We start from the raw sequence: 26,231 nt of genomic DNA, 5'->3' as shown, positions 1-26,231 counted from the left end.
CGTGAGTTTGCAAAGGAAAATATGATGAATTTCAGCGTGAAATGGGCCTCTGTTCTGGGACTGGTGTTTTTAGCATTTGCTGAGACTTTAGCAGCTGTCACCACTGTCGACTGGGTAACCTACCGGATCGGGGTGAATGTCACAGACACATCCCGGGTCGATGGGATCCAGCTATCCATTGCCCCCCTGAAATACAATAAAGATTGGGCGATCGCCTTTACCGGGGATGACGGTCATGTCGGGTTTTATTCCTATTTGCAGAGATATGCCAATAACCGGTTCACCTCCACCCGCAAGACCGCATTCCTCTACGGAAATGACAAGGGCTATTATTACCATGATGAATCGGATGCTCCCTACCGGCAGGGCATTTATGCGGGTGAGTACAAAGGGGCGACCGATGGGTGTGGAAACGTGGTTCCATTCAGGTTTGGTGTTGCCCCGATGAACGTCTGGGTGCCGGCCAGAGGAGGGGAGCTGAACCCTTATATCTCGGAGGGCGAACTCCAGACTTTTTCCGACTTCGGCGGAGGCGTGTACTGCCACGAATCCGGAACCTCTCAAGAGCCTTATACTTCCATTCGAGCGAATCTGGACTTCCTGAAACAGAAACTCAGCCTCTATCCGACGGTCGAAGTCCGTCCCAACGGCGATAATCGCTATATTGAGGCCGCCTATGCCTTGCCGGAAATCAGGTGCTGCGTCACGGATGGCGGCTATCAGACTTACCCGCAAGATGGCCTTGATCTCAGGCGGAATGACCTGAAGTTGGCTAAATTGGCGTTTCCCCGGACATTCGGCCTGGACAAGGCAAAGGCCAATACGCTGGCGATGAAACGAAGCGGGGCCTTGGTGCACTTCGGGACCCACGAGTTCTGTGCCGATTCCGTCCCCACTTTCTGTCAGGATTATCTGGAATGGTTGTTTCGAACTTATGGCGCCAAAGGGGATGACAGTGTCTGGCCGGCAACGATTGATGAGATCTGGCAATACAATTATCTCAAGCAAAACACCACGATCATCCGGTCCATTTCCAAAGTGAGCGATGGACCCGGGGCCAAGCCGGGAACCAAAGTGTTTTTTGACATCACCATCGCCGATGATCCGGCATTCAGATTCAAAGAGTTGTCCTTTCTCATCTCCGGGATTACCGTGACCGATGATATCCGGATCTATGGCAAAACGGTGACTCAGTCTATGGCCAATCACGGGACCGCTGTCCTGTTGAACCTGGGGTGGAATGACCAGGACATCAGGCTCGCGGAAAAGTATACCTCCATTGCTGAAGCCAAAGCCAGGGAACCGTATGCCTCTGATTATGCGGCGGACGCCCAGTTTTTTATTAACCGGTTGAAGCCTTCCTTGCGTCAACCCTACATGGATCGATTGCGGAGCCCCGGCGCCAAAAAAACTATTTCAGCAGAATCCATGGAAGAAAATTTGCGAACAAATTAGCGCGAAGCACAGGTGGCAGCCGACGTCCTCGGCGGCTGATTGACGGCCAGAGCGTAGAATCGTTCGCCGAGGACGTCGAACGCCACCTTGACGAAGTCAAAATGGGATCTTTTCACTGAAAACCTGCGGTCTGAATTTGGTCTTAGATCAGCGCACAGGCTTAATCACAATGTCCGGACCATCTGGCAAGGCTTCGTACTGGATCGAACCCTGCACGGCCGAGACGGTGGCCACCTGGTCGCCCTGGGTCACTGAACATTTCTTCCAGTCGGCGGGTACGGGGGTAATCAGGGTCAATGCTTCGTCATACAGGGGATCCTTCAGCCCGTGGAGGGCGAGGCGGAGTCCGCCGGGTTGTTGTTCCAAAACCTGCACCTTGGCCTGATCCCGTTCGGATTCATACTTATGCAACGATACCGGATCGGTTACCCATAACTTGTCACGATTAGCCACCATGGCATCGAGCAGTTGGGTAAAGTCGGGCAGTGAGACACTGAGCCAATCCCCGCCAACCCCGTGAAACGAGAGATGCTCCATCGAACCGTTTGTCAGGGCCCGGTCGAGGACCTGCACCAATGCGGTGCCGGTCTTCAGGTCTACTCCCCCGAAATGGCCGGCGGGCGGCGGACGTGTGATGAAATGATTCTGTTTCAGCATGGCCGCCTTCTCGGCAGCGGAGAGCGTCCAGGGACTTCCGCCCGGATAGGCAAAAACAATCAGCCGGGGGTTCTTCCGGTCGGGATAAATCCGGTGCAACACCTCCTGGCAGCCGGCGATTTCTGCTTCCGCGACCACACTATTGGTGGCGCCTGAATGGTGCAGGGTATGGTTGCCAAGCTCCATTCGCGTAAGGGGAACTTTCGTTTCCCAGGCATTTTTATCGTACCAGGGGGCGCCCGGAACGATAAAAAACGTACCCATCAGATCCCGCTTCTCCAATTCGGGAATAACATATTTCAGATGAGAGGGTTCACTATCGTCAAACATCAGCAGGAAAGCCGCCTGCCGGTCATATTTCCATTTGGCGATCCGGGTCTCTCCCGTCGTTTCGAGCGCCAGCACCGGCAAGGCGGCGACGACGCAGGGAATCACAGCCATCCGGACCATATGTTGATAATTCATCGATGTTTCCTGATCTTTGTTTACTCAGCCAACTCGGCTGAACCCCACGCTTTGGGTTGGTTGATAATAGTACTGTTTTTGGCTTCCGGCCAGAACGCTTCGCGGTCATAGCCTTTCCCCTTGATATTGAGATTGAGGTTCAGGCCGATATGCCCGCCCACCTTGGGCTCAAATTTCTGAAGGGCAGACGAAGGAATCATGAATTCCATTACGTACCCGCTGCCGTTGGCACGGGCCGCACTCTTGACTCCCTGTAGGTCATAGATGATGTTGGGAATTTCATTGTTCCGCTTCCATTGGCCGATGTAGGCCGTTGCTTTCGCCACTTGCGGCACCACCCAGAACTGGTGGTCCCCGGGTACGTAGGCTTCATGACTTTTAGCGTCAGTAGTGGCGACAAATAATTCAAGACATTCAGCGCCCCAGAAACTGCGCGGATCAAGGGTGTCCAGGATGGAGTCCTCCACTTTCACCGCCACATAGAGACCTTCCGGGGCCCATCCCATCCAGAATTGCGCGCCTGATTTACCCATGGTCGATCCAATCATCCAGTCCGGCAGACGATTTTTTTCGCTCCAGTCGGAGAGATCACCGTCAGGATTCATTTTTCCTTTGAAACGGTGGAGGGTGGTCATGCCCGCAATGAGCGGCTTGGTGATCTGGGCGTTTCCTGATGTGGCAAAGGTGGCTGAAGCGGTGTCGCCTTCCTTTACCCCTGCACTCCAGTCTATTTTGAATTCCAGATCCCGTTTCTTGCCAGGGAGCAGATCCGTGACCGCCAGGCTCGGGGGGGTCGCTTTCCAGGTCGAGGGCAGTTGCAATGTGACGTTGCCCGTGCGCGGTGACGCCGAAAGATTCGCAATGGTCATTTGGACGTTCTTCACGCAGGGTTTGTTCCCGAGCGGGCTGATGGACAGTGAGAGAGGATCCCGCACCTGAAGGGTGAAGGACATGGTTTTCAGGGGCTTGCCATTTTCGGCGATTCCGATCGTGATGGGTTTTACGCCCATTTCTGCTTTCAGTGGGATTGAGAACGGGAGCGTTACGAGGTTTGTTTCGCCAGGCTTAACCGTCATCGTTTTGATGCCCGCCTTATTCTCCCAGCCTCCAGGCAGAGACATCGACAGTTCGCAGGTCAGCGGGTGCTCCCGGTTATTGCGTACTTCCACGGTCGCTTCCACGGTGTCGCCGATGGCGCCAGCAAGAATATGACGCGAGGCGAGTTCATAGGCGGTCTGGGCGTACCAGCGACTGCCCTTGTCCACGCCGACCGCGTAGAGGGGCGTGTTGTTTAGCGTCTGTTTTCCCGGGGAGAGCGGATTTCCAAGATAGTCATACACCGTCTCGGCTTTGACATCCACCTTGAGGCCATCATCGGTGGCGATCATCCAAAGCGCGGCCACGAGTTTCCCGTACTGGGAGAACAGGTAGCCGCAGGAGCCCTCACCGGCATCCAGGGTGCCGATGTAGGTCGGGCTCGGGAGGATATGGGTCAGTCCCGCCAAACTGCAGAGGGCGAGCTTCGGTTCATTGCGCGGGCCGGGGCCCATCAGGCCGCATCCATCGAAGAACAAGGCGGGGTGGGCCGAGTCGGCATCCCCGAACCAGAAACATTTTTCGGTGCCTGAGGCCAGTGCCAGCATCCAGCTGCGGGGGAGGTAGGCGGCTTGCTGATAGGGGGTGACGACATGGCCCGCCAGGGTGTCCCACGCGAATTCCGTGAGCCAGTGCTGGCGGACTTTGCCATCCGCACACCCGGCTTTCTTGGCGTCCCGGAGGTTGTCATAAAAGGTGCGTGCCGTAACGGACCCCGAATCCCCGCCGCCGCCGGTGTTCATGTTTTCGCCGCTGGTTTCCGGAGGTTCGCTGCCGCAATAACTGTGGCTGTTAACCACTTTGATCTTGTCGAAACTACCGCTGCGGACACAGTCCTCGATTTTTTCCGGGTGACAGCCGGCCCGGCCTTCTTCCACCGCCACGATTTCGCCGGCGCTCAGGGCGTCCGCCGCATCGGCAAACCGTTGATGATAGAGCTTGTAGTTTTTCCAGCCGATCTGGTCCTCCAGTTTCTTCTGGTTATCCCTGAGGTTGTATTCATTGTCCAGTTCCCAGTATTTGAGGTTCGGGAACGCGTTCATTGCCAGGACTAGGCCACTTACCCAGTTCCGGTCAGGGGTATTAATCACCGTTTTACCATCCACCTCTTTGGGGACACGGATGGAGTCCTGTAAACAGGGCATCAGGATGATCCCAAGTTCCTGGGCATGCTTGCCCACCTTATTATAATAGGGCCAGCCTCCGAATTTGCCGTCATCGCCCCGGGCGCGCTCAAGCCAGCCATAGGCCCAGGCATAATCCCGGTACCAGTACAGGCCAGCCTTGATGAAGGGGGGAAGATACGAAATCAGGTCGCCGCTGAGTTTGCCGGAATGGATGTTCAGCCCATAAGGGGAGGCCTCTTTTTCCTGCGCGGTGAGGGTGCGGGGGGCGGGAATCTTGGCAAAGACGAGGGACTCCTTGATCTCTGTGCCGCCCTCCAGGTTGAGCGTGGCGTCAAGCTGGTAGCGTCCGAACTTTTCAACTGGCAGCCGCAAGGGCACATCACAGAAACTTTCGGCGGAAATGGATTTATCACCGGTCGATATCACCTTGCCGTTATTGTCGAGAATCTTGTAGGAAAGCTTGCCCGTGGCGATGCCGGACTTCCAGTTATTGACCACCACATGGACTTGCGGTTCTTCGCCGGCAAACACATTGGACAATTCCGTGGCATTGATATGGGCCTGTAACAACGGTACCGCGGGGCATTCCTTTAACGCGTCTTTTGGGTTTTTCGGCTGGGGTTCCGTGGTCCATGACTGCAGTTTGCCGGAGACGGGGTCCACCTCACTGAGATCTGTTTCCACCTTCAGTCCGCCCAGGGTGAAGTGGAAATCGGCCTTTTTGTTATCGTTGCCCCAGTTATGGGTGAAGACGCCGGTGATTTGAAGTGGCATAACCCAGTTGGTGGGGACATTAAACACCACATCCTGCCATTGGTCCGGCGATTTAGCAGGGAGTCCCCATTCGTACTTCTTGCCATCCGCTTCCCCTCGCCCCCATCCATCATTGAATTTCAGGGTCACGCCGTAGCCTTCATTCATCTTGTATCGCAGGAACACCTTGCTGCATTTGCCAGGGATGATGAGCGGTTGCTTGGGTTCAAGGGTGAAATGCTCGAAGCCCCGGCCGGAGAAAAGCACGACGGTTTCGGTTTCCTTACCCCCTGTGACTTTGCCTGAGGCGGCATTCCACATCGACGGGACCCATTGCCCGTCGGCAAAATTACCGATATCCTTGGTCACAACCTGCCCTTCGGCGTGGCTGGTCGAAATGCCTGTCAGGCACATAAGGAGAATCAAGCCGCAGCGTTTAATGTTATTCATCTTTTAACGTTAGCCGATTACCGGAGAAGGACAAGTCTCCTGTCGGGACATGCATGTTTGCAATCAGGACACGGATTATGATATCCTTAAAAATTAAGGCGATGGGTACAAAGGGGTCTCATGAAGACAGCAGATAATAATAACAAGGCTTTTTTCTTTCATCAGGCGTTGCCCCGGAGTTTGGTCCATGTCGGACGCTACAATGTGGAACTCCTGAATTGGGGCCGGATGGCTCCGCATTACTGGCATAATCAGGATCATGCCCATTCTTTTTTTGAACTTTGTTTTGTTTCCCAGGGGTCGGGAAAATATACCATCAAGGGGCAGCGGCAGAGTGTGGTCCGGGGTGACCTGCTGATTGCCCATCCGGGAGAGGAGCATGGCCTTCATGCGGATTCGAAAGCGCCTCTGGGTATTTACTGCGCCTCTTTCGGTATCTACTCCGGTGCCAGTGCAGGGGGTGGCGCGCAGGTGGAATTGTCGGATATGGTGCGGACGTTCATTGAGACGAAGAAGCGGCTGGTGTCGGCTCCTAAATTTGAGGGAATCTGCCGGATGATTTCAGAGGAGATCGTGGAGCAGGGCCCGGGGTTCGAGTTTTCCCTGCCCGGTCTGTTTACGAAGTTTTTCTTTGCCGTGGTGAATGCGTTTTGTGGCGGTAAGCATACCCCGCTTGAAACGCCTGCGCATCGCGACCATCCGCAGGACTTACGCCTGCATCAAGCGGTGCTGCACATTGAAAATAATTTTCACGCTCCGCTCCAGGTCCGGGATGTCGCCGCCTGCATGTGCATCAGCCTGCGGCAGGCCAATCGCATGTTCCGCCAATCCTTCGGAATCCCGGTGATGCGGTACATTCAGGGGTACCGGCTGAAAATGGCCAAGCAAATGCTGGATAATACCAGCCGCCCGATCAAGGAGATCGCCGCGCTGTGCGGCTATCCCAATGAGCGCAATTTTATGACCATGTTCCGGCGGCAGGTGGGACAAACCGCTAAAACGTTCCGGTATGCCCGTGGCAATGGAATCGGGGTCCCCCGCCAGACGCCGGGACGTCTCAGACGCCCACAACAAACCCCTTGAGATAACCGGCTTCCGCGAACCCCGGTTTGCGGGGATGGTCGGCCGGCTGGTTGAGGTCTTCCAGGAATTGAACGGGACGCTTGGCGTCGCGGGCGGCGCCTTCGATCACCTTCCCGAAGAGATCCCGCTCCACCAGTCCACTGCATGAGAACGAGAACAGGATCCCGCCGGGATTCAGGAGCTGAAAGGCCAGCAGATTGATGTCCTTGTAGGCGCGCAAGCCCTGCGGCATTTTGGCTTTCCGGTTCACCAGTTTCGGAGGATCCAGGATGATGAGATCAAACCGGGCTTTTTCCTGCTTCAGTTCCCGGAACAATTCGAAGGCATCACCGATGCGGTAGGTCCGCTTGGCGGGATCACAGCCGGAGTTGAGCGCCAGCTGCCGGTCTGAAAGTTCCTGGGCCGAGACGGAGGAATCCAGGGAGAGCACGCTGGCCGCACCGGCCTGTAGGGCGCAGGCCCCAAAGGAGTCCGTATAGGCAAAGCCATTCAGCACCTTGGGGGCCCCGAGTTGGCCCACCCAGGTCCGGAGTGCCTGCCGGCTGGCGCGTTGATCGAGATAAAACCCGGTTTTGTGCCCATTCTCGACATCTGCAAGAAAACGCATCTGTTCTTCCTTGAAGGGGACGGGCCCGGTCAGGGGGGCGCCATACACCAGCGCTTTCCGGGGCTCAAGCCCTTCGTGGCGGCGGGCATCCACATCTGAACGCTCCCAGATCGTTTTGGGATGCAGGAGTTTTTTCAGGGTCTCAATGAGCATTTCCCTGCGGGCTTCCCAGGGGGCGGTCAACAGTTGGATCACCAGCACGTCGGCATACCGGTCCACGATCAATCCGGGCAGCCCGTCGCTCTCGGAGAACACGAGCCGGGCGGCCGTATCCAGGCCCCAGGGTAACCAGCGTTGACGGCGTTCCAGCGCGACCTCAAGGCGTTCCCGGATGCCTGCCGCGTCGAGGTGGTCGCCGGCGGTGGTTGAAAACACGCGGGCCCTGATTTCGGAGGCGGGATGCACCGTGGCGCGGGCAATGAACGCGCCATTGGCCGCCAGGATATCGGCTTCATCAAGCGTGTGGTCGCCTTCACTGCGGGCAATGGCTCCCGACATGATCCAGGGATGACCCCGGGTAATGGGGATATCGCGCCCGGGTTTCAAATGGAGTGTTAATGTCATAAACAGAGGATCCTTAAATGGAGTCGAAAACGGTAACCCCGTCTACGACCGTCAGGGCGTGGACCGCATATTTCTTCGCCAGGGAGGGGACGCTGCGGGGATAGGCCGTATCCACCGCCTTGTGGAGGGCCTTGAGGCTGCCTGCGGCCACGATGGCCCCGGCCGCCCCCTTGTCGCCACCGCCCAGCATGCGTTCCCCGTAGACCCCGGGAACCGTTCGGGCGATATCGCACATGGTTTCCAGTTCCGGGCCGGAAATTTTATACTGATCGCGCAACCCGAGACCGTCCTCTCTGAAAATGGCGCCTACCGTGGTGATGTCTCCCGACCGCCAGGCCTTGAGCATCTTGTAAAACCGCTGTTGGGCCTGGTAGATATAGGTGAGGCGGGCACAGTGCGCCGGGTGGCTCTTGCCAAAGGCCACCAGGATTTTCTGGTATAACGCCTCGTCGCGGACATCCGCCAGCATTTTAAAGCCGAACTTACGGCCCGCCAGGGCCGCGAATTCATCGCATTCCTTGCGCCGGAGTTTATAGGTTGATTTTTCAAGACCCGGACGGACGGTTGCGGTGTCCAGGCTGACAATCCGGAAATCGGGGGCGTTGGCGCCCAGGGGGATATAGCGGATGGCCCGGGTTTTGGGATCGTAGTGGGTTCCCATTCCCGCCTTCGCGAAATAAATCATAATTTGATCAAGTTGGCCGCAGGGGGAACCGATGTATTCGGTCTCCACCGCCTGGGCAAGGTCAATGATCTGCATTTTGTCCCGGCCCAACTTGAGCTTGTTGACTTCCAGCAGGGTGAGCAGCAGATTCAGGGTCAGGGAGGCGGAACGGGACATGCCGCCGCCGGGAATGTTCCCGATGAGCACGGCATCAAATCCGGTCTCAAGCTTGAAGCCTGCCTTGCGCAGGACATGGGCGCAGCCAAAGGGGAAGCGGGCCCAGGAGTCGGCGACCGAGGGATGGCGGGGCGGGGGAAGCTCAGCGGCGGTGAACTCAAGAATGCCATCGTTCGGGAAATTCTGGCTGTAGAGCCGGATCTGATCCGTGCCATTGGGCTTGTAGGCCATCCAGATGAAGCGATCGGTGCCCACCCCGAACAGTTCGGTGCCATTGTAATCGCCATGCTCCACGCCCAGGCAGAAGCGGGAGGAGGTGCGCCGGATTTTGCCGCCTTTGACATCGAGTCCCTGTTGTTGGGCGAGGCGAAGTAATTCTGCGCTGATGCGTAAGTCCGTTTTTTCCGGTTTCATATGGAGGAGATCCCTTCCCTGATGGCGTATTTAGTGAGTCCAGCAACTGTGTCAATGGAGAGTTTATGCATAAGATGATTACGATGCGTGGCAACGGTTTTTCCTGAAATCCCCAGTTTTTCCGCGATGGCCTGCGTTTCGTATCCATCGGCGATGAGGGCCAGGATCTGGTTTTCACGCTGGCTTAATGCGGTGAGTGGGACATCCCCGGCGGGGGAAATGGGCTGGGAGACGTCCTGGGAGGGCATCTTCAGGCCGGGTGCACTATAGGTTTCTCCTTGAGCCACGGCGTGAATCGCCCTGCTGAGCTCTGCCGCTTTACAGGTTTTCGGGATGAAGGCGGTGGCGCCTGCCTGCAACATCGCGGAGATGGCCCGATGGTGGGTGTGCATGGACAAGGCGATGATCCGGGTGGCGGGACGGTGTGCCAGAATTTGGCGGGTGGCTTCCGCCCCGCTCATGAGGGGCATCGTCATATCCATCACCACAATGTCGGGATTGAGCTCAAGGGTGGCCTTGACCGCCGCTTCGCCATCGGCGACATCGGCGATGACCACGAACGCGGGATTCTTTTCGAGCAAGGCCCGGAAACTTTCCCTAACAATTTTATGATCGTCCGCAAGAATGATTCGTATCGCCATGGTGCTAATCCTTCATATCCGCCCGCAGGCTTCCCGTCGTAAAAACCCGCATACTAGAATGAACGGGGGCCTGAGGGAAGGAGAAATCCTGACTTCCGACACCTGTTTCCCTCTGTAGATTAGGCTTGAAGCAGGAAAACATCGCCGTTAGCTTCATGTCATGTTTGGATTCGCTTCAATCGGAAAGGGTGCCATCGATCTCTACAGCCGGATTTGCCGGTTGCTATCGATCAGTTCCGCTGTGGTCAGCTTGGCTGTTCAGCCATCCTCCTGGACCAGACCGACGCGTATCGTGCTGTCCCGCCAGATCATCTTCACCGGCTATGATGCGATCGGCTTTATCGCGGTGGTGGCGATGCTCACGGGGATTTCGGTGGTGGTTCAGGCTCAGGTCTGGATGGGGCGACTGGGTCAGTCGGAACTCCTTGGACCCCTGCTGGTTACGGTGATTGTGCGCGAGGTCGGCCCCCTGCTGGTCAACTTCATTGTCATTGGGCGGAGTGCCACGGCGATGGCCGCCGAGCTGGCGGGAATGAAGGTGCGACGGGAAGTGGATGTCCTGGATGCTCAGGGGCTGGATCCCCTGGCCTTCCTGGTGATGCCGCGTGCCATATCCATGGCCCTTTGTGTGTTCGGGCTGGCGATGCTGTTTATCCTCTTTTCCTTCGTCAGCGGGTATCTCTCCGGGGCATTTCTTCAAACCGGCCCCACGGATCCCGCCATCTTTGCCCGGAGTGTGATGAGGGGGGTCGCCCCGGGAGATTTCTATAACGTTTTGGCCAAGACCTTACTGCCGGGGTTGGTGACCGGGGTGATTGCCGCTACGGAGGGTCTTTCGGTCGAAGGGGTGGCCACGGATATTCCCCAGGCGGTGACGCGCACGGTGACGCGGTCGACCATGGCCGTTTTAATTATCTCAGTGGTGATCTCGATTCTAACGTATTTGTGAGCCAATCATGCAGGAACTGACAGCCATTCTAGAGTTCAGGGAGGTGACGATTCGCTCCGGGGCCTTACAGGCGACCGGGATCAGCAAGGTGACGTTTTCACTGGGCCGCGGTGAGATGGCCGTGATCATGGTGGAAGAGGGGCGCGAATCCCTCCCCTTGGCGCCGCTGGCTCAGGGCTTGCTGACGCCCGACGCCGGAACCGTATATTTTAACGGGGAGGATTGGGAAGCGGCGGGCCCCGGCACACAGTCCCTGATGCGCGGGCGGATCCGCCGGGTATTTGAACATTACGGGTGGGTAGCGAATTTGGATATGATGGAGAATCTAACTCTGGCGGAATGTCATCATACCCAGCGCCCGATCGCGGAGATCAAGCAGGAGGTGTGCGGGCTGGCGCGACGGTTCGGGCTGGATGGGGTGCCTGAGGCGAGGCCCACCCGTATCCATCCCATGATCCTGCGTAAATTGGAATGGGTGCGTGCGTTTGTGGGAACCCCCGACCTGATTATCCTGGAGCGCCCGCTGGCAGGGGCCCCGAAAGCGGATGCCCCCCTGCTGCTTGCGGCCGTGGGCGAAGCCGCCAAACGGGGCGTGGCCGTGTTATGGATTTGCGATGAACTTCGTGTGATGGAATGCCCGGAACTCGCGGGTGCCCGGCATTTCCGCATGGAGGGAGATAAAATGATGGCTGTAAAATTCAAGAAGGGGGCTGACACATGAGTCAAGCGTTCAGATTCCGTTATGCGAATGAGATTGCCGGCGGCTTTGTTTTGCTCGGGTTATTTCTGCTGGTTGTGGGCATCTATACCGCCGGCCACGCCCAGGGCTGGTTTCAGAAAAAATTGATCCTGAAAGTCAGATTTGATGCCGACAAGGGAACCTATGGGCTTCAGGAGGGGGCGGAAGTCCGGATTTTGAGCACGTTGGCCGGCCGGGTGGGTGAAATCCTGCCCTCCGGGAATGGCGGTATGGAAACCGCCCTGATCCTGCAGGGCAAGTTCAGCAAGTTTGTCCGCGTGAACTCCATCGCTAAAGTACGCAAAAAATTCGAGGTGGCAGGCGATGCGTTTGTGGATATTACCCTCGGTAGCAGGGCGCAACCCTTCGTGACGTCAGGAGATTATATCCAATGCGAACAGGATGTGGAATTGATCGAGGCGGCGAAAAAAATGGTCGATGATTTCCGCCGCGCGGCGGTGCCCATGCTGGATGAGTTCAGCATGATTCTGTCCAATGTCAGCTCGGTGACGCATCAAATTGAGCAGAGGGAGGGAACGGCGGGTAAACTGATTGGTGATCCGGAGTGGGCCAAACAGGTGGACGGCATCGTCCGGGATATCCGCCAGACGGCGGCTCAACTCCCGCTCATGGCTGCCAAAATGGACGGCGTGATGACCAATGTTCAGGCGGTGGCGGTATCGCTTAAGGAGTCGGCCAGTGAATTCCCCCGGATCTCTGGAAATGCCGCCGGGGTCGTTCAGGATGTCCATGGCGTGACGGGCGGTCTGACCGGCCAGGTGGCGAATGTCCAGGCCGTCCTCCTGCAGGCCGAATCGATGCTGCGCGAAACACAGGTGCTGGTGGAAGGGGTTCAGAAACACTGGTTGGTGCGCAGTTATATCAAGGAGACCGGAGCGACTCCGATGCAGGCCCCGTTCCCCGTGGCAGGCGGAGAAGGGAGGGCCCCGTGATGCGGCCCTTATGGATCCCCGGGTTGGGCCTTTCCCTGGCGGTCTGTGCCGCTGCAGCCTTAATGACTTGCGGTTGCACGACACCACCCCCCCACCGCTATGATCCGGAAATCAAAACCCAGGCCGAGGCGGCGCAGGCCGCCTTTCAGCGGGGCGAGGTGGCGCGGGCGGATGCCTTGTATGTCAAGGCCCTGGCGCGGGCGAGGCGGGTGGATGACCGCGAGGAAATCGCCCGGAATGCCTATAATCTGGCGCTGTGCAGGATGATTGAGGGGCAGCTGGGAGAGGCGCGTAATCTGCTGACTCAGGCCCGTCTGTTGGCCAACGAGCGCGGCCTGATGGCGGTTCGTATCCTGTTGGCGGAATCTGAAGCGGCACGCCTCGCCGGGGCGGGCCCGGAGAGTGAACAGTTGGCCCGGCAGGCGTTGGCGGCCGGCGCTGACCGGGAGGGGCAGGTCCAGTCCTGGCTTTTGCAGGGCGAGGCTTGGTTCCTGACTGGACAATTCCAGACGGCCAGGGAGTGTTATCAGTCGGCCCTGAAACAGGTCAGCCGGGATACGGCGGCGACGCTCCGGGCCCGTCTGGATCATCTGGGGGCGAGGCTCGTGCAGGCCCGGCTGATGCCTGGCTCGGAGGCCGGCTTGCAACTTAGTCGCGCGAGCTGGCTGAAGCAGGCGGGACAGTATCCCGAGATGGTCGAGGCCCTTCAGGCGGCTGCCCTGGCGTGGGAACTCGAGTCAAAATGGGGGGAGGCATTCGATTGCCGGATCCGCGCGGCCCAAAGTTTGCAGGCGTCAGGGGATCGTAAACAGGCGGGCATAGAGGCGGGAAAAGCGGTTGAATTGGCCGGTCAGTCCGGGAATTTAAAGAACAGAACATTGGCGGAAACCTTTCTAAATGGACTCAAATGAACACACTTCACACAGTTGAGCAGCGTCTGAAACGTCTGGAACGGGAATTGCGGATATTCCGATGGGCGGTTTCACTGATGGTGGTGGCTATCGTGTCGCTGGTGGTCATGGGGCTTGATGCCACGGATGATGACAAGTCGATCGGGCGGTTCCGCCAGATCGATACCGGGCATCTGGTGCTCCGGGACACGGATGGGCAGATGCGTGGCTGGTTGGGCATTGCCGAGGGCGGACCGCGTTTGATTTTCTTCGATCAGTCCGGTCAGCAGCGGATGGGGATCGGGATGACGCGCCAGGGCGAACCGGCGGTCGGGATTTTCGACATGGGCCAGAATGAGCGGGTGGTGCTTGGCATCGTGGAAGGGTTCCCGGGCCTGGTGATGCGCGATCCGCAGGGAAAAAAGCGGACCGCCCTCTTTGCGCGTGAGGATTGGAGCAGCCTCTTTTTTTATGATAAACGGGAAGTCAAACGCGGCGGGATCGGGCTATATGGCGAGGCGTCGGCCATTAATCTGAGTGATGACCGGGGCCGGGACCGGGTTGGCTTGACAACGGACCGGAAAGGTTCCAGCTTGAGCTTTTTTGACCGGGGTGGCCAGAAACGCAATGCCCTGGGAATCCTGGCGGAAGATGAACCCGCCTTCGGATTCTTCACTCATGAGGGGCTCGCCCAGATGGCGCTGTCCACATTGAAAGACAAACCGGAATTTAATCTGTATGGAACGAATGGCCTGGAAGTGGCGGTGTCGGTGCTGACCTCCAATGGGCCGCAGGTGAATGTGTTTGGTGATATGCATAAATTGATGTGGAAAGCACCATGAGGTGGATTGGGGTCATGCGATGAAAACGAATGTATCGTTAAAAGGGCGGAGTTTGCTGCGGCTGGATGATTTGTCTGACGAGGAGATGATCTATCTTCTCGATTTGGCGGAGGAGTTCAAACAGAAGAAAAAAATGGGGATTCGCGGCGACAGCCTGCGTCGCAAGAATATCGCCCTGATCTTTGAAAAGCATTCCACCCGTACCCGCTGTGCGTTCACGGTGGCCGCCCGGGATGAGGGGGGCCAGTCGGAATACCTGGGTACCCAGGATATTCACTTCGGCAAGAAGGAATCCATTGTCGATACGGCGCGGGTGCTCGGTCGCATGTTTGATGGGATCGCCTTCCGGGGCTTCAAGCAGAACACGGTGGAGCAATTGGCGAAACATTCCGGTATTCCGGTCTGGAATGGGCTGACGGATGAATGGCATCCCACCCAGATCCTCGCCGATCTGCTGACGATCCGGGAATATTTTGGCCGGCTCAAAGGCTTGAAAGTGGTCTATGTGGGTGACGGGCGTAACAATGTGGCGAATACCTTGATGATCGGGTGCGCCAAGGCGGGAATGCATTTTGTCGACTGCGCCCCCGCCGAGTTGGCTCCCCCAGCGGATTTATGCCGGGAGGTGGGTCTGATGGCCGCTTCCCGTGGAGGCAGTGTGACGGTTTCAACCCGTCCGCTCGAAGCCGTACGGGGTGCCAATGTCGTCTATTCCGATGTGTGGGTGTCCATGGGCGAGGAAGATAAATTCGAGGAACGCCTGAAGCTGCTCAGGCCTTATCAGATCACGATGGAGCTGATGCGCCAAACGGGGAATCTGGAGGCCGGTCAGGCAATCTTCCTGCACTGTCTGCCGGCTTTCCACAATTATGAGACGGAATTGACCAAAGACATCGGCCCCATGGAAGTGACGGATGAGGTCTTTGAAGCGCCCTTCTCAAAAGTTTTTGATGAAGCGGAGAACCGGGTCCACACAATCAAGGCGGTCATGGTCGCATCATTAGGATGAAGGGATGAGTATGTCTGAACCTGTACAATTGAGCGATATGAGTTGGGCCGCCTTTCACGGCATGAGTCTGGATGAAAAAGGACGCTATCTGGCGGGGCAGGGGCGGGAGTACCATGTCCTGGTGGCGCAACAGTTCAATCGCAAGCGGCTGGAAGAGCTGGGCGCCCTGGCCACCGCCATCCGGCGCATCTCCAAACAGGAGGAGGGGATGACGTTCCTGCGGCAGCAGTTGCAGAACCAGCGGGCCATGTTGTATTTCAGCCAGCCCAGCAGTCGTACCTTTCTCTCCTTTTGTGCGGCCTGCAAGATTCTCGGAATGAATATCGGCGAAGTGCGCGATACCGCCACCTCGAGTGAATTCAAGGGGGAAACCCAGGAAGACTCGGTGCGGACCTTCAGTTCGTATTTTGACCTCATCATCATGCGGTCCCAGACGGGCGGACTCGCCGAGCGGATGGCCTGGTTGTTATCCAATACGGAACGCCCGGTTCCGATCATCAACGCCGGGTCGGGTAAAGATCAGCATCCCACCCAGGCCTTGCTGGATATCTACACCTTGCAGCGCAGTTTTGAGAACCGGGGCAGCATCGACGGCAAGACCGTGGTGTTTGTAGGCGACCTCGCGCGCGGACGAACCGTACGCTCCCTGGCCTGGCTGCTCACCAATTACCAGAACGTGAAACTGCTGTTTGTCGCGCCTCAGGAACTGCAGATCGGTGAGGATGTGCTCAGTCAGTTATCCCGGGCGGGCGTCAGCTTTGAACTGATGAATGACTTTGAAAAGGCCATTCCGATGGGGGATGCCATCTATATGACCCGCATCCAGGATGAATGGGATGCGGCCGGCGAAAGCCGGAATATTGATATCAGCCGGTATTCATTTACCCGTGCTCATTTGAGCCGGCTCAAGCCGGAGGCCGTCATCATGCATCCCTTTCCCCGACGCCAGGAAATTTCCGTGGATGTGGACGAAGATCCCCGGGCGGTGTATTGGCGCCAGATGCGTAATGGAATGTGGATCCGGAGCGCCTTGATCGCCGCCATTTTTGGCAAGGAAGCGACCATTAACCGGTACTATGCCCAGCAGTCGTCATAGGCTTTCCCCTTTCATCATGAGCGCAGTGCATAAACTTTTAATGGGAAGCCTTCTCGGCTTCGGGTTGGTCGCGGGGGTGTCCGCAAGTCCGGTGTACGACTATGGTTGCCTGGCCTCCTCGGGGCCGGATCTCATGGGGCGTGACACGACGCGGGCCCTGGGGCCAATATTCCAGAATTCCACCCGCAGCGGCGTCAACACGTTCACTGCGGTCCGCCCATTTTTTGTCCATGAATTCGAGCCCCGTACCGGCAAGGAAAATCTGGATGTGCTCTGGCCGGCCGCGCATTTCCTCTGGTGGTACAACGAAGTCGATTGGCGGTTTCTTCTGGCCATTTATGAGAATCGGGATGTCACGGATCCCGCTGCCGCCTATCGGTTCTGGCTGTTGCCCGTTCTGGCGATAGGCCGGAACAAGAACGGGGAGGATTATGGCGCCGTGTTCCCGCTGGGCGGGCGCATTGACAACTGGTTCGGTCGGGACCGGGTGGAGTTTGCCTTGTTTCCGCTTTACTGGCACAGCGAGTTGAAAGATCTCAGGACCGATCACTACCTGTGGCCTCTGATCGCCCGTACGACCGGGGATGACATTTACCGCTTCAGGGTGTTTCCATTCTATGCGCGCTCCGAAAAGAAAGGGGTCGGCGAACATCGTTCGATTCTCTGGCCCTTCTGGACAACGGTTCGATATGACCAGCCCGGCGCGCGCGGGAGTGGCTATATGCTGTTTCCTATCTATGGGCATGCGAAGACTGAAGGCAGTGAAACCTGGATGTTCCTGCCCCCTTTCTTCCGCCATTCCACGGGTAAGGCTGGCACGGAAAATATTTTCCTGTGGCCCATCATCCAGACGCAATCGTCCAAGGATCAGGATAAGTTTTATATCTGGCCGCTCTATGGACGCCGCACCACGGCTGAAGAGGACCGGCGTTTCTGGCTATGGCCCCTGATCTGGAATCGGACGGAGCAGCAGAAAGACCGGACCAATCGCCGCCTGAGAGTTTTCCCGGTCTATCAGTCCGAGAGCACCTCGATGAAAACAGCAGGGGATCCCGTCATAGATCGATATGTAAGTGTTTGGCCATTAGCATCTTACGAGCGTAATGGCGGGGATTACAAGCAATTCCGTTTTCCGGATTTGTGGCCCTTCCGTGATTCGGTCGCCTTTGAGCGCAACCTGACGCCCTGGTGGACGCTTTACAAATACGAACGGACCCCGCTGGGACGTGAGAACGATATCTTATGGGGGTTGATCCACTGGGGCATCAAAACCAATGGCACCTCCCAGGGTTCGGTTTTCCCACTGGCCTCATGGGGGCGGGGAGATCGGGACGGCACGCAGAAGAACTGGGATTTTCTAAAAGGGATGATAGGATACCGCCATGATGACGCAGGAACCAGCTGGCGACTGTTGTATTTTATTCACTGGAGGAACAAGCCATAATCACGCGTGAACCAAGATTTTTCCCGCCGGCTACGGATTGGCGCAGTCAATTGGGTCGGGAAGTAGTGAGCGCCTGCCGGAACGCCGGCCGGGCCATGCTCCTTCTGGCGGAAGCGATCCTGTGCATACGTTATGTGATGACCCGCCGCTCGCGCCGGGAAGCCATCCATCAGATGTTTGTGGGGGGCATCAAAAGCCTGACCGTCATTACGGTGGTCGCCTCCTTTACGGGAATGATTCTGGCACTTCAAACCGGCATCGAAATGCGGCGGTTCGGCCAGGAGGTCTACATTGGCGCTGCCGTGATGGTTTCGATGTTACGGGAAATGGGGCCGTTTATGACGGGGCTCATCCTGGCGGCCAGTGTGGGGTCATCTATTGCGGCCCAAATGGGGACCATGGTGGTGTCCGAGGAGATCGCGGCCCTGGAATTGATGTCGATCAATCCGGTCCGGTACCTGGTGATGCCGCGCTTAGTGGCGATGATGATCATGACGCCCCTGTTGTCGTTTTACAGTTGCATCATGGGCGTGGTGGGGGGCGGCATCGTGGGGATGACCCAGTTGAATGTGCCCTGGGCGGCTTACATCGACAATGCGATCCGGTTTGCCGACAACAAGGACCTTTTTGTGGGAATGCTCAAGGCATTTCTCTTTGGTGTGATTATTGTGATTACCGCCTGCCATCAGGGGTTTGCGACCACCCAGGGGGCTGTCGGGGTCGGTAATGCCACCCGCCGCACGGTGATCATTTCGTTCCTGTCGATTCTGGTGGTGGGCTATATGATTACAAGGTTCTTCTACGTATGATCCAACTTGAAAATGTCACCAAGATCCTGGGCACGCGCAACGTGCTTGACGGGGTGAATCTGGAGGTCCGCAAGGGGGAAACCCTGGTCATTGTGGGGCCTTCCGGCACCGGCAAGAGCGTGACGCTCAAGCACATGGTCCGCCTGATGACGCCCGACGAAGGACGTGTCGTGGTGGACGGGCAGGTGGTCAGCGAGGCCAGCGGGAAACAGCTGGAATCGATCCGTGATAAATTCGGTGTTCTCTTTCAGGGCGGTGCGTTGCTGGAATGGTTGAATGTGGCGGAGAATGTGGCGCTGCCCCTGCGCGAGAAAACGACGCTGTCCAATGATGAGATCATGGCCAAGGTAATGGAGAAACTGGCGATGGTCGGCCTGGAAAAGGATATTGAGAAATTTCCCGCCGAAATTTCCGGGGGAATGCGTAAGCGGGTGGGGCTGGCCCGGGCCATTGTCACCAATCCCAAGATCATTCTCTATGATGAACCCACGTCCGGGCTGGATCCGGTCTCCTCGCGCATGATTGACCGTTTAATTGAACATTTGAGAAAAGAGCTTGGGGTGACGAGCGTCGTCGTGACCCATGACCTTCACAGTGCGCTCTCGATCGGGACCCGGATTGCCATGCTGACCCAGGGGAAAATCATTGAACTGGCGGAGCCGGCCGAATTTGTGAAATCAAACGTCGAGGAAGTACAGCTATTTTTGGAAGCACAGTTTATCACCGTTCGCGGTGAATGGGAGAAGAACGGACTATGAAACAGAGCAGCGTGGATCGGGAGATGTCGATCGAGTTGATTGTGGGAACCTTCATGTTCATGATTTTGCTGGCGCTCGCCTACTTCACCATTGTATTGGGGCGGGCCAGCCTGTTTGAGAAGAAGTTCCCCCTCGAAGTCGAGTTTGCGGACGTGATGGGCTTGCGCAAGGATGATACGGTGGTGCAGCGGGGGATGACGGTGGGAAAAATCAAAACCCTGCGCCTGATGGACGGCCGGGTGCGGGTGCAGGCCTTGCTGGACAGCCCGATTCGCCTGAAGACGGACTATAAGATTACCGTGGTGACCACCTCGATCCTCGGAGGGCGTTACGTGGAAGTGAAGGAAGGGTCGCCCAATGCCGCCCTCCTGCCTCCTGATGTGATGCCGCAGGGGGAGAAACCCTTTGATCTGATGGCCGAGGCTGCACAGGCGGTTCATGAAATCAGGGGCGCCATGAATGAAGGCGGGATTCTGACCAATCTTGAGCAAACCATTGCCTCCATCAAGGACGTGACGTCAAAAATCAATAAGGGCGAGGGGACCATCGGGAAACTGGTCAATGACGACGGCATCTACAATGAGTTCCAGGGCGCGGCCAAGGATATCCGCGCGGTGACGGCCCAGGTTCAGGGAATTGCAGAAAAAATCAACAAGGGTGAAGGCACGTTGGGCAAACTGATTTCGGATGATTCAGTCTATACAAATATTCAGGCGGTGGCGGTGAATCTCAAGGATATCAGCGACCGGCTCAATAAGGGTGAAGGGACTCTGGGCAAGCTGCTGTCGAGCGATGATCAACTCTACAAGGACATCTCGTCGACAGCGGATTCACTTAAGCTGATCACCGGGAAGATCCAACGGGGCGAAGGCCTGCTGGGTAAGCTGGTGAATGATGAGACCTTGTACAATGAAGTCAAGGCCGCCGTGGGTGAAGTCCGGCTCGCCGTGGATGATTTTCGGGAGACGTCGCCAGTGGTGTCGTTTACGACGCTGCTGATTGGGGCCTTCTAACGGTGTCCGGCCTGTCCTCAGGGGTGAGCCGCTGGCGGCAGCTGGTGGACCGGTTTCCTGCGGGCCCGTTGTGCGATCTGGTCTGGCCGAGGGCCTGTGAGCTCTGTGGCGCCCGCCCGGGCCAGGCGGGACATTACCTCTGCTGGGACTGCCTGGGTGCGCTGCCCCTGATTCAGCCGCCGTTCTGCAGCGTGTGCGGAGATCCCGTGGAGGGGGCCATTACCCGCGGATATGTCTGCTCCTTGTGTGTAGATCGTAAGCCCGCCTTCGATCAGGCGCGTTCGGCCGTTCGCTTTAAGGGAGGAATGAAAGACGTGCTGCACCGGTTTAAGTATTCCAATGCCACCCACATGACGTCCGATTTAACGGCCTTGTTGCACGCCTGCGTCACCACCCATTACGCGCATGAACCATTTGATGCCGTGGGGTTTGTGCCGCTCCATCCCGCTAAAGAGCGCTCGCGGACCTATAACCAGTCTAAATTACTGGCGGGGCAGCTGGCGGGCCGCATGAAACTCCCTCTCGCGGGCGGGTGCCTGCAACGCGTCCGGGAAACCGGGACACAGACCCGCCTGAATATGAAGGCCCGGGCAAAAAATGTGGCCCATGCGTTCCAGGCCGACGGTCCTGAATGGATTGAAGGCCGCCATTTCCTGTTAGTTGATGATGTCATGACGACGGGAGCCACCGTGTCGGAGATCAGCCGCGAACTCAAGGCGTCCGGAGCCGGTCGTGTCTGCGTGGTGACGGTCGCGCGAGGGTAGACATGAATCCGGAATCCGGTCATTCTGAATGGAGCCATGATCCCGACGTTCAGCTGATGCTGGAGACGGCGGCCGGGTCAGAAACCTCATTTTCGGAATTGATCCACCGCCACCAGAACGGGCTACTGAACTTTTTCGTCCGGATGGGCGTTTATAATGATGCCGAGGATCTGGTGCAGGAAACGTTTATCAGGGTCTATAAGGCGCGGGGCAGGTATCGTCCGGCGGCCAAGTTCACCACCTTCCTGTATGTACTGGCCCGCCATGTCTGGGCGGATCGGGGCCGGAAAGCCAAAATGCACACGCGGCTTGAGGCCAGTTTGAAAACGGACGCGGAGATAGGCGGGGGGGTATCGCTACCGGCCTCGCAGGCGGGAATGGATGCCCAGACGGCACTGAACCGGCTGTCTCCCAAGTTGAGGGAAGTCCTGGTGTTAAATATCTATCAGGGGTTGCGTTATCAGGAAATTGCCGAGGTGTTGGAGATCCCGCTCGGCACGGTGAAGTCACGGATTAATCTGGCCTTGCAGGAACTGAGGGGGATTTTTGATGAAAACTGAGCAAGACGTCATAGACCGGCTTAAGCGCCTCCCTTCGGCGGTGGTCTCGCATGACCTGGCTCCGGAGATCCTGGCCAAGGTGAGGGCCGAAGCGAACCAGAAGACGGGCTGGATCCCCAGTTGGCGTTGGGTGCTCCCTTTGGCGGCTTCTTTGGCTGTGCTGTTGGGCGGGTTGTGGCTGGCCGGAGCAAGGCCCATGGATCCCGGGCGGCAGGCCGTTGCCTGGTTGCGCCAGATTCAGGAACCCGATGGATCCTGGAGTGTCGCCAAATGGGGGGGAGATAAACAATTTGAAATCGCCCTTACCGGGCTTTCCCTGATGACCCTCATGGATGGCGCCCCCGGGGCAGACCCTGCGATCGACAAAGCGATTGCCTATCTGCTTCAACAGCAGCACCCTGATGGACGATTTGGTGAGCGGGTTTCCGGGATGCCTTACAACCAGGGAATTGCCACGTTAGCGCTGGCGAAAGCCTGTGAACGCCACCCCAGTGAGCCGCTCCGGTTGGCATTGGAGAAGGCGGTGGCGGTCATTTGTGCCGGTCAATATGCGGATGGCGGTTGGGGGTATTACCATGAGGCGCATCCGGCCTCCAACCTGTCGATCACCTTGTGGCAGATTGAGGCGTTACGACTGGCCGCAACGCAAGGCCTGCCGCAGGTACGGCCAAGGGTGGAGCGCGGCCTGCGTTGGATGGCAGGCGTGGCGGCGGATGATGGGTCTTTTGGCTACCAGAAGAGCGGGGATACCCCGGGTGGCGCCTCACAAACGCTGACGGCCATGGGGGCTATGAGCCTGTTGGATCCTGCCCACATCGGTCTGGTATCCCCTGGCCGGCGTCAGGCGATCAAGGCCCAGGTCCAACGACTGGCCTCTGCGCCCGGTCCCGACATGGATTATTATCGCCGGTATTTCCTGACGGCGGCCCTCAAGAAAATGGATGAGACATCCGCGCATCAGGGGTTGACGGCGATGCGTCAGGATCTGGTGGCCCGGCAAATCAAGCGCGGGGATGCCGCCGGAAGCTGGACGGCCGACCCCCGCTGGGGCTCCTCGGGCGGGCGCATCTACGCCACGGCCATGGCCTCACTGTCGTTGCGGTGATCGCGTTAGAAATACGAGACCGTTACTGAAATCGTCAGGGGCCCCGTGAGAGTGAAGACCGCGGCTTCAAATTTCGGTGGTCCCAGCAGGCCTTTGGCGTTATTGGAAACCCCCACCCCTTCTTTCGGGATGCCAATGAAATTAGTTTTCAGTTTCCCGTCTGAATCTTCATCATGCAAAATACAGACCGCATATTTCTTTTCAGGCAGGTTTTTAAACACGACCCTGATGGGTTGGTCTGTGGGGCGGGTGGCCAATATCAATGACTGACGGGCAACCGCACTGGCGGCCTCCATCGGAAACCCTTTTCCTGAGTCAAACAGCGCGATATGCAAGGCCCCGCGCGTGGATCTCAGGCCCTCAACCACGATCGTCAACTCTGCTGACTGGGCCCACTGCGTATAAATGAGGAAAATGAGGACCCCGGATAACAGCTGCTTCATGCCGAACATGGTGCGACAACAGGTTGCAGAGTTCAAGGACCATGATGAACTTAATGATCAATAATTCAGTATTCCTGAATCGTTGTCCGGATGGTAGGCTTCACGCATCCAAGGAAGGAGCTTTGTTATGCTTGTCAGGCGCTGTGTTTGGGTGATGGGAATTACGTTTATTGCCTCCGGGTTAGTGTCCTGCGTTCATCATGGGCCGCCGCCCCCGGCCGGAGTCCTTTCTCAAACCTCGACCATCACGGCCCTTTTGGAGGGCGGCTATGACGGGGTGACCTCCTGCGGCGAGCTTCGCCGGAAGGGCGATTTCGGGATTGGAACGTTCGATCACCTGGATGGCGAGATGATCCTGATTGATGGCGTGATCTATCAGGCGAAAGCCGATGGGACCGTGGCACGTGTTCCGGACTCATTGAAAGTCCCCTTTGCCGCGGTGACCGGGTTCAGGCCGGACCTGACCTGGACGGTCGGCGCTGCGTCCGATTATGAGGCGTTAAAAAAGAATATGGACGCAGTGCGTGCAGGGGACAATCTCTTCCTTGCCATCCGAGTAGATGGCCTATTTGATTACGTCAAGTTCAGGAGTGTCCCCCCGCAGGTGAAACCTTATCCGAAACTGGTTGACGTCGCGGCCCGGCAGCCTGTGTTTGAACGCCGACGCGTCAAGGGGTCCCTGGTTGGATTCTGGTGCCCGGAGTATGTCCGCACCCTCAACCTTCCCGGGTACCACTTGCATTTTATCTCAGAAGACCGGAAGAGTGCCGGTCATCTCCTGGATTGCACCTGGCAGGGGGGGGCGGTAAAGGCTGAAGTGATTTCTGAATTTCATCTTTTCCTGCCGGAAACCCCTGCCTTTCAAAAACTGCAGTTGAATGGCGATTCTTCCCGCGCCCTCAAGGCGGCGGAAAGCGGACGGTAGGCCCTTGTCTTACGGCGACCGATGTGGTCTACTTTCGATGCTTTTGGCGGAATGGTGCCAAAAGCAAGGCAAGGAATAATAGAATGATGTCCGATTTTCTGCATTACGCTGCGATCGTTTCAACCACGTTGGTTGCAGTCATGGTTGTGTATCAGTTTTTCCTGGCGCTGGGCGCCTTGTTTCATCACCGCCGGGCGGTCAGGGAGATGAGCCGCGAACGGCCTGACCTCACGCAATATCCGCCGCTTACGATTCTGGTGCCGGCCCACAACGAAGAGGTGGTGATCGAGCGCACGGTCAGAACCTTGCTGGCGTTGCGCTACCCCGAGACCAAGCTCACCTTGATGGTTATCAACGACGCGTCGACCGATGGCACCGCCGCTATTCTGGACCGCCTGCACGAGGAGAACCCGCGTGTGCTGGTCTACCATCGTCAAAAGCCGGAGGGGGGAAGGGGAAAGGCTGCGGCCTTGAATGCAGCCGCCTTGCGCGTGAAAGACGACTTTATTGCCATTTACGATGCCGACAACTGTCCTGAGCCCGAGGCGTTATTGCGGTTAATGGCGCGGTTCATCGCGGACCCTTCGTTGGCGGCGGCCGTGGGCAAGTTCCGCTGCGGCAACAAAAGCCAGAACTTTCTCACCCGTTGCGTCAATATTGAAGGGCTTTGCTTTCAGGGCGTCATACAGGCCGGACGGCATATGATGCTCAAAATCGCTTTTTTAACAGGCACCAATTACGTGATCAAGAGAAGTACGCTTCTTGAGGTCGGGGGGTGGGACGAGGAGGCGCTGGCGGAGGATAGCGAACTGTCGACGCGCTTATATATGGAGCGACAGCGGGTGGATTATGTCCCTTTCTCGCAAAGCTGGGAGCAGGAGCCGGAGACCCTGAAGGTGTGGATGACACAACGTACCCGCTGGGCTCGTGGAAATAACTACGCAATCATGAAAATCATGCGCACCTTCACTTTGTCGAAAGACAAGTGGCGCACCTTCGAGAATTTCTTCATGCTGTCGATGAGTTACTTGTTTCTCATTGCCCTCGTGGTTTCACAAACGGCGCTCATGTTGTCGTTGTTTGGGGTTAATCACCTCACCCATGATACGGGGTGGATTTTCTGCTTCTGGCAGTTTACCGCGCTCTTTTACTTTGCACAAATCTGGTACACACTCACCCTCGAGAAAGAGGCGCAGCCAGGAAACTTGCTGGTTGGGCTATTGATGTATTTCTTCTATGGGTATCTCTGGATGGCCGCCATTATTCGCGCCCTTTATCAGGATGTGGTAGTGAGGAAGGAACGGACCTGGGATAAGACGGTTCGTTTTGAGACGGAGCTTGAGGTTGGCAACGAAAGCTAGCCCTGAGGAGGGCTGGGGGCGGGATAACTGAACGACGTCAGCAATTTCTGGATTCCGTCCCGGGCTTCTTCCGACAGGTTGATGAGCTTAAATCCCGCGTGGTAGATCCCCTCGATGCCGCTGGGATGGCACCAGGCGTTTTCGACATGAAGATGAATGAAGGGGCGGCCTGTCAATTCCGGATCGACCCCGACCCTGATGTTGAGCCGATGTCCCTGCTCGAATTGGTGATGGCTGTGGATGCTGATGCCTTCCTCGTTGAGGTTGGTGACAAGTCCTACCGAGTCACCCGTCTGTTCCTCAAGCGCGGGCCAGTAGGCCAGTGTTTCGCGGCGTTCCAAGTGTCTAATCCTTTTCATGTAACCCTCCTCGGGTAAATGTGCAGACCATTCCTGTATGTAACCTACATAAGGATTGTA

At 57.2% G+C, this 26,231-nt stretch carries 25 protein-coding genes; 18 read left to right on the top strand and 7 right to left on the bottom strand.

Annotated elements, in window-relative coordinates; genetic code table 11:
• Window positions 1–21: 21 nt before the first annotated feature.
• A complete protein-coding gene (locus tag WCS52_12090; protein ID MEI6167927.1) occupies window positions 22–1,455 on the top strand; it encodes a hypothetical protein in 1,434 nt (477 codons plus the stop codon).
• Window positions 1,456–1,602: 147 nt separating this feature from the next.
• Here WCS52_12090 and WCS52_12085 read toward each other — a convergent pair whose 3' ends face one another.
• Together WCS52_12085 and WCS52_12080 are read right to left on the bottom strand one after the other, a co-directional pair.
• Entirely contained in the window at window positions 1,603–2,577 is a 975-nt protein-coding gene (locus WCS52_12085; protein MEI6167926.1) for a polysaccharide deacetylase family protein, read from the bottom strand.
• Between the two features lie 20 nt (window positions 2,578–2,597).
• Window positions 2,598–6,002: a sugar-binding protein gene (locus WCS52_12080; protein ID MEI6167925.1), complete on the bottom strand. Its 3,405-nt coding sequence runs from the start codon at window positions 6,000–6,002 to the stop codon at window positions 2,598–2,600.
• A gap of 120 nt (window positions 6,003–6,122) precedes the next feature.
• Here WCS52_12080 and WCS52_12075 point away from each other — a divergent pair, with 120 nt between their 5' ends.
• Window positions 6,123–7,085, top strand: a complete 963-nt coding sequence (locus tag WCS52_12075) for an AraC family transcriptional regulator (GenBank protein MEI6167924.1) — start codon at window positions 6,123–6,125, stop codon at window positions 7,083–7,085.
• On the opposite strand, the gene WCS52_12070 is transcribed toward WCS52_12075, so the two are convergent.
• The 3 genes from WCS52_12070 to WCS52_12060 are packed head-to-tail and all read right to left on the bottom strand — an operon-like array spanning window position 7,060 to window position 10,152.
• Window positions 7,060–8,256, bottom strand: coding sequence for a class I SAM-dependent methyltransferase (locus WCS52_12070; protein MEI6167923.1), 1,197 nt, complete (start codon window positions 8,254–8,256; stop codon window positions 7,060–7,062). The genes WCS52_12075 and WCS52_12070 overlap by 26 nt on opposite strands.
• A 13-nt stretch (window positions 8,257–8,269) precedes the next feature.
• Window positions 8,270–9,511, bottom strand: a complete 1,242-nt coding sequence (locus WCS52_12065) for a hypothetical protein (GenBank protein ID MEI6167922.1) — start codon at window positions 9,509–9,511, stop codon at window positions 8,270–8,272.
• Window positions 9,508–10,152, bottom strand: a complete 645-nt coding sequence (locus tag WCS52_12060) for a response regulator transcription factor (protein ID MEI6167921.1) — start codon at window positions 10,150–10,152, stop codon at window positions 9,508–9,510. The genes WCS52_12065 and WCS52_12060 overlap by 4 nt, the downstream gene beginning before the upstream one ends.
• Before the next feature lie 160 nt (window positions 10,153–10,312).
• On the opposite strand from WCS52_12060, the gene WCS52_12055 reads away from it, so the two are divergent.
• From WCS52_12055 to WCS52_11990, 14 genes are read left to right on the top strand one after another with little or no spacing between them, the layout of a single operon-like run.
• Window positions 10,313–11,101 carry an ABC transporter permease gene (locus tag WCS52_12055; GenBank protein ID MEI6167920.1) on the top strand — a complete coding sequence of 263 codons (789 nt, stop codon included), beginning with the start codon at window positions 10,313–10,315 and terminating at the stop codon, window positions 11,099–11,101.
• A 7-nt stretch (window positions 11,102–11,108) separates the two neighbouring features.
• On the top strand, window positions 11,109–11,822 hold the full coding sequence (locus tag WCS52_12050) for a hypothetical protein (GenBank protein MEI6167919.1): 714 nt from the start codon (window positions 11,109–11,111) through the stop codon (window positions 11,820–11,822).
• A complete protein-coding gene (locus WCS52_12045) occupies window positions 11,819–12,793 on the top strand; it encodes a hypothetical protein (GenBank protein ID MEI6167918.1) in 975 nt (324 codons plus the stop codon). The genes WCS52_12050 and WCS52_12045 overlap by 4 nt, the downstream gene beginning before the upstream one ends.
• Entirely contained in the window at window positions 12,790–13,704 is a 915-nt protein-coding gene (locus WCS52_12040; protein MEI6167917.1) for a hypothetical protein, read from the top strand. The genes WCS52_12045 and WCS52_12040 overlap by 4 nt, the downstream gene beginning before the upstream one ends.
• Entirely contained in the window at window positions 13,701–14,525 is an 825-nt protein-coding gene (locus WCS52_12035) for a hypothetical protein (protein ID MEI6167916.1), read from the top strand. Before WCS52_12040 ends, WCS52_12035 begins: the two co-directional genes overlap by 4 nt.
• Window positions 14,526–14,544: 19 nt before the next feature.
• Window positions 14,545–15,534 (top strand): ornithine carbamoyltransferase, encoded by a 990-nt coding sequence (gene argF, locus WCS52_12030; protein MEI6167915.1) that lies wholly within the window; start codon window positions 14,545–14,547, stop codon window positions 15,532–15,534.
• A gap of 10 nt (window positions 15,535–15,544) precedes the next feature.
• Window positions 15,545–16,630 (top strand): aspartate carbamoyltransferase, encoded by a 1,086-nt coding sequence (gene pyrB / locus WCS52_12025; GenBank protein MEI6167914.1) that lies wholly within the window; start codon window positions 15,545–15,547, stop codon window positions 16,628–16,630.
• A gap of 25 nt (window positions 16,631–16,655) precedes the next feature.
• Entirely contained in the window at window positions 16,656–18,074 is a 1,419-nt protein-coding gene (locus WCS52_12020; protein MEI6167913.1) for a hypothetical protein, read from the top strand.
• Between the two features lie 50 nt (window positions 18,075–18,124).
• On the top strand, window positions 18,125–18,883 hold the full coding sequence (locus tag WCS52_12015) for an ABC transporter permease (protein ID MEI6167912.1): 759 nt from the start codon (window positions 18,125–18,127) through the stop codon (window positions 18,881–18,883).
• Window positions 18,880–19,641 (top strand): ABC transporter ATP-binding protein, encoded by a 762-nt coding sequence (locus WCS52_12010; GenBank protein MEI6167911.1) that lies wholly within the window; start codon window positions 18,880–18,882, stop codon window positions 19,639–19,641. The genes WCS52_12015 and WCS52_12010 overlap by 4 nt, the downstream gene beginning before the upstream one ends.
• Entirely contained in the window at window positions 19,638–20,654 is a 1,017-nt protein-coding gene (locus WCS52_12005) for an MlaD family protein (GenBank protein ID MEI6167910.1), read from the top strand. Before WCS52_12010 ends, WCS52_12005 begins: the two co-directional genes overlap by 4 nt.
• A 2-nt stretch (window positions 20,655–20,656) precedes the next feature.
• On the top strand, window positions 20,657–21,418 hold the full coding sequence (locus WCS52_12000; protein MEI6167909.1) for a ComF family protein: 762 nt from the start codon (window positions 20,657–20,659) through the stop codon (window positions 21,416–21,418).
• Window positions 21,419–21,420: 2 nt separating this feature from the next.
• Window positions 21,421–21,978, top strand: a complete 558-nt coding sequence (locus WCS52_11995; protein MEI6167908.1) for an RNA polymerase sigma factor — start codon at window positions 21,421–21,423, stop codon at window positions 21,976–21,978.
• Complete coding sequence (locus WCS52_11990; GenBank protein ID MEI6167907.1) at window positions 21,968–23,083, top strand: prenyltransferase/squalene oxidase repeat-containing protein; 1,116 nt, start codon at window positions 21,968–21,970, stop codon at window positions 23,081–23,083. The genes WCS52_11995 and WCS52_11990 overlap by 11 nt, the downstream gene beginning before the upstream one ends.
• Window positions 23,084–23,088: 5 nt before the next feature.
• Here WCS52_11990 and WCS52_11985 read toward each other — a convergent pair whose 3' ends face one another.
• Window positions 23,089–23,526, bottom strand: a complete 438-nt coding sequence (locus WCS52_11985) for a DUF2141 domain-containing protein (GenBank protein ID MEI6167906.1) — start codon at window positions 23,524–23,526, stop codon at window positions 23,089–23,091.
• Between the two features lie 127 nt (window positions 23,527–23,653).
• Between WCS52_11985 and budA the strand changes: the two genes are divergently transcribed.
• Together budA and WCS52_11975 are read left to right on the top strand one after the other, a co-directional pair.
• Complete coding sequence (gene budA, locus WCS52_11980) at window positions 23,654–24,451, top strand: acetolactate decarboxylase (protein MEI6167905.1); 798 nt, start codon at window positions 23,654–23,656, stop codon at window positions 24,449–24,451.
• A gap of 83 nt (window positions 24,452–24,534) precedes the next feature.
• Complete coding sequence (locus WCS52_11975) at window positions 24,535–25,812, top strand: glycosyltransferase family 2 protein (GenBank protein ID MEI6167904.1); 1,278 nt, start codon at window positions 24,535–24,537, stop codon at window positions 25,810–25,812.
• Here WCS52_11975 and WCS52_11970 read toward each other — a convergent pair.
• Entirely contained in the window at window positions 25,809–26,171 is a 363-nt protein-coding gene (locus tag WCS52_11970; protein ID MEI6167903.1) for a hypothetical protein, read from the bottom strand. The genes WCS52_11975 and WCS52_11970 overlap by 4 nt on opposite strands.
• Window positions 26,172–26,231 lie beyond the last annotated feature (60 nt).

The organism is bacterium, from assembly GCA_037128595.1.
In the GTDB taxonomy this organism is placed as follows: domain Bacteria; phylum Verrucomicrobiota; class Kiritimatiellia; order CAIKKV01; family CAITUY01; genus JAABPW01.
This window is presented reverse-complemented; position numbering and strand designations above follow the sequence as displayed.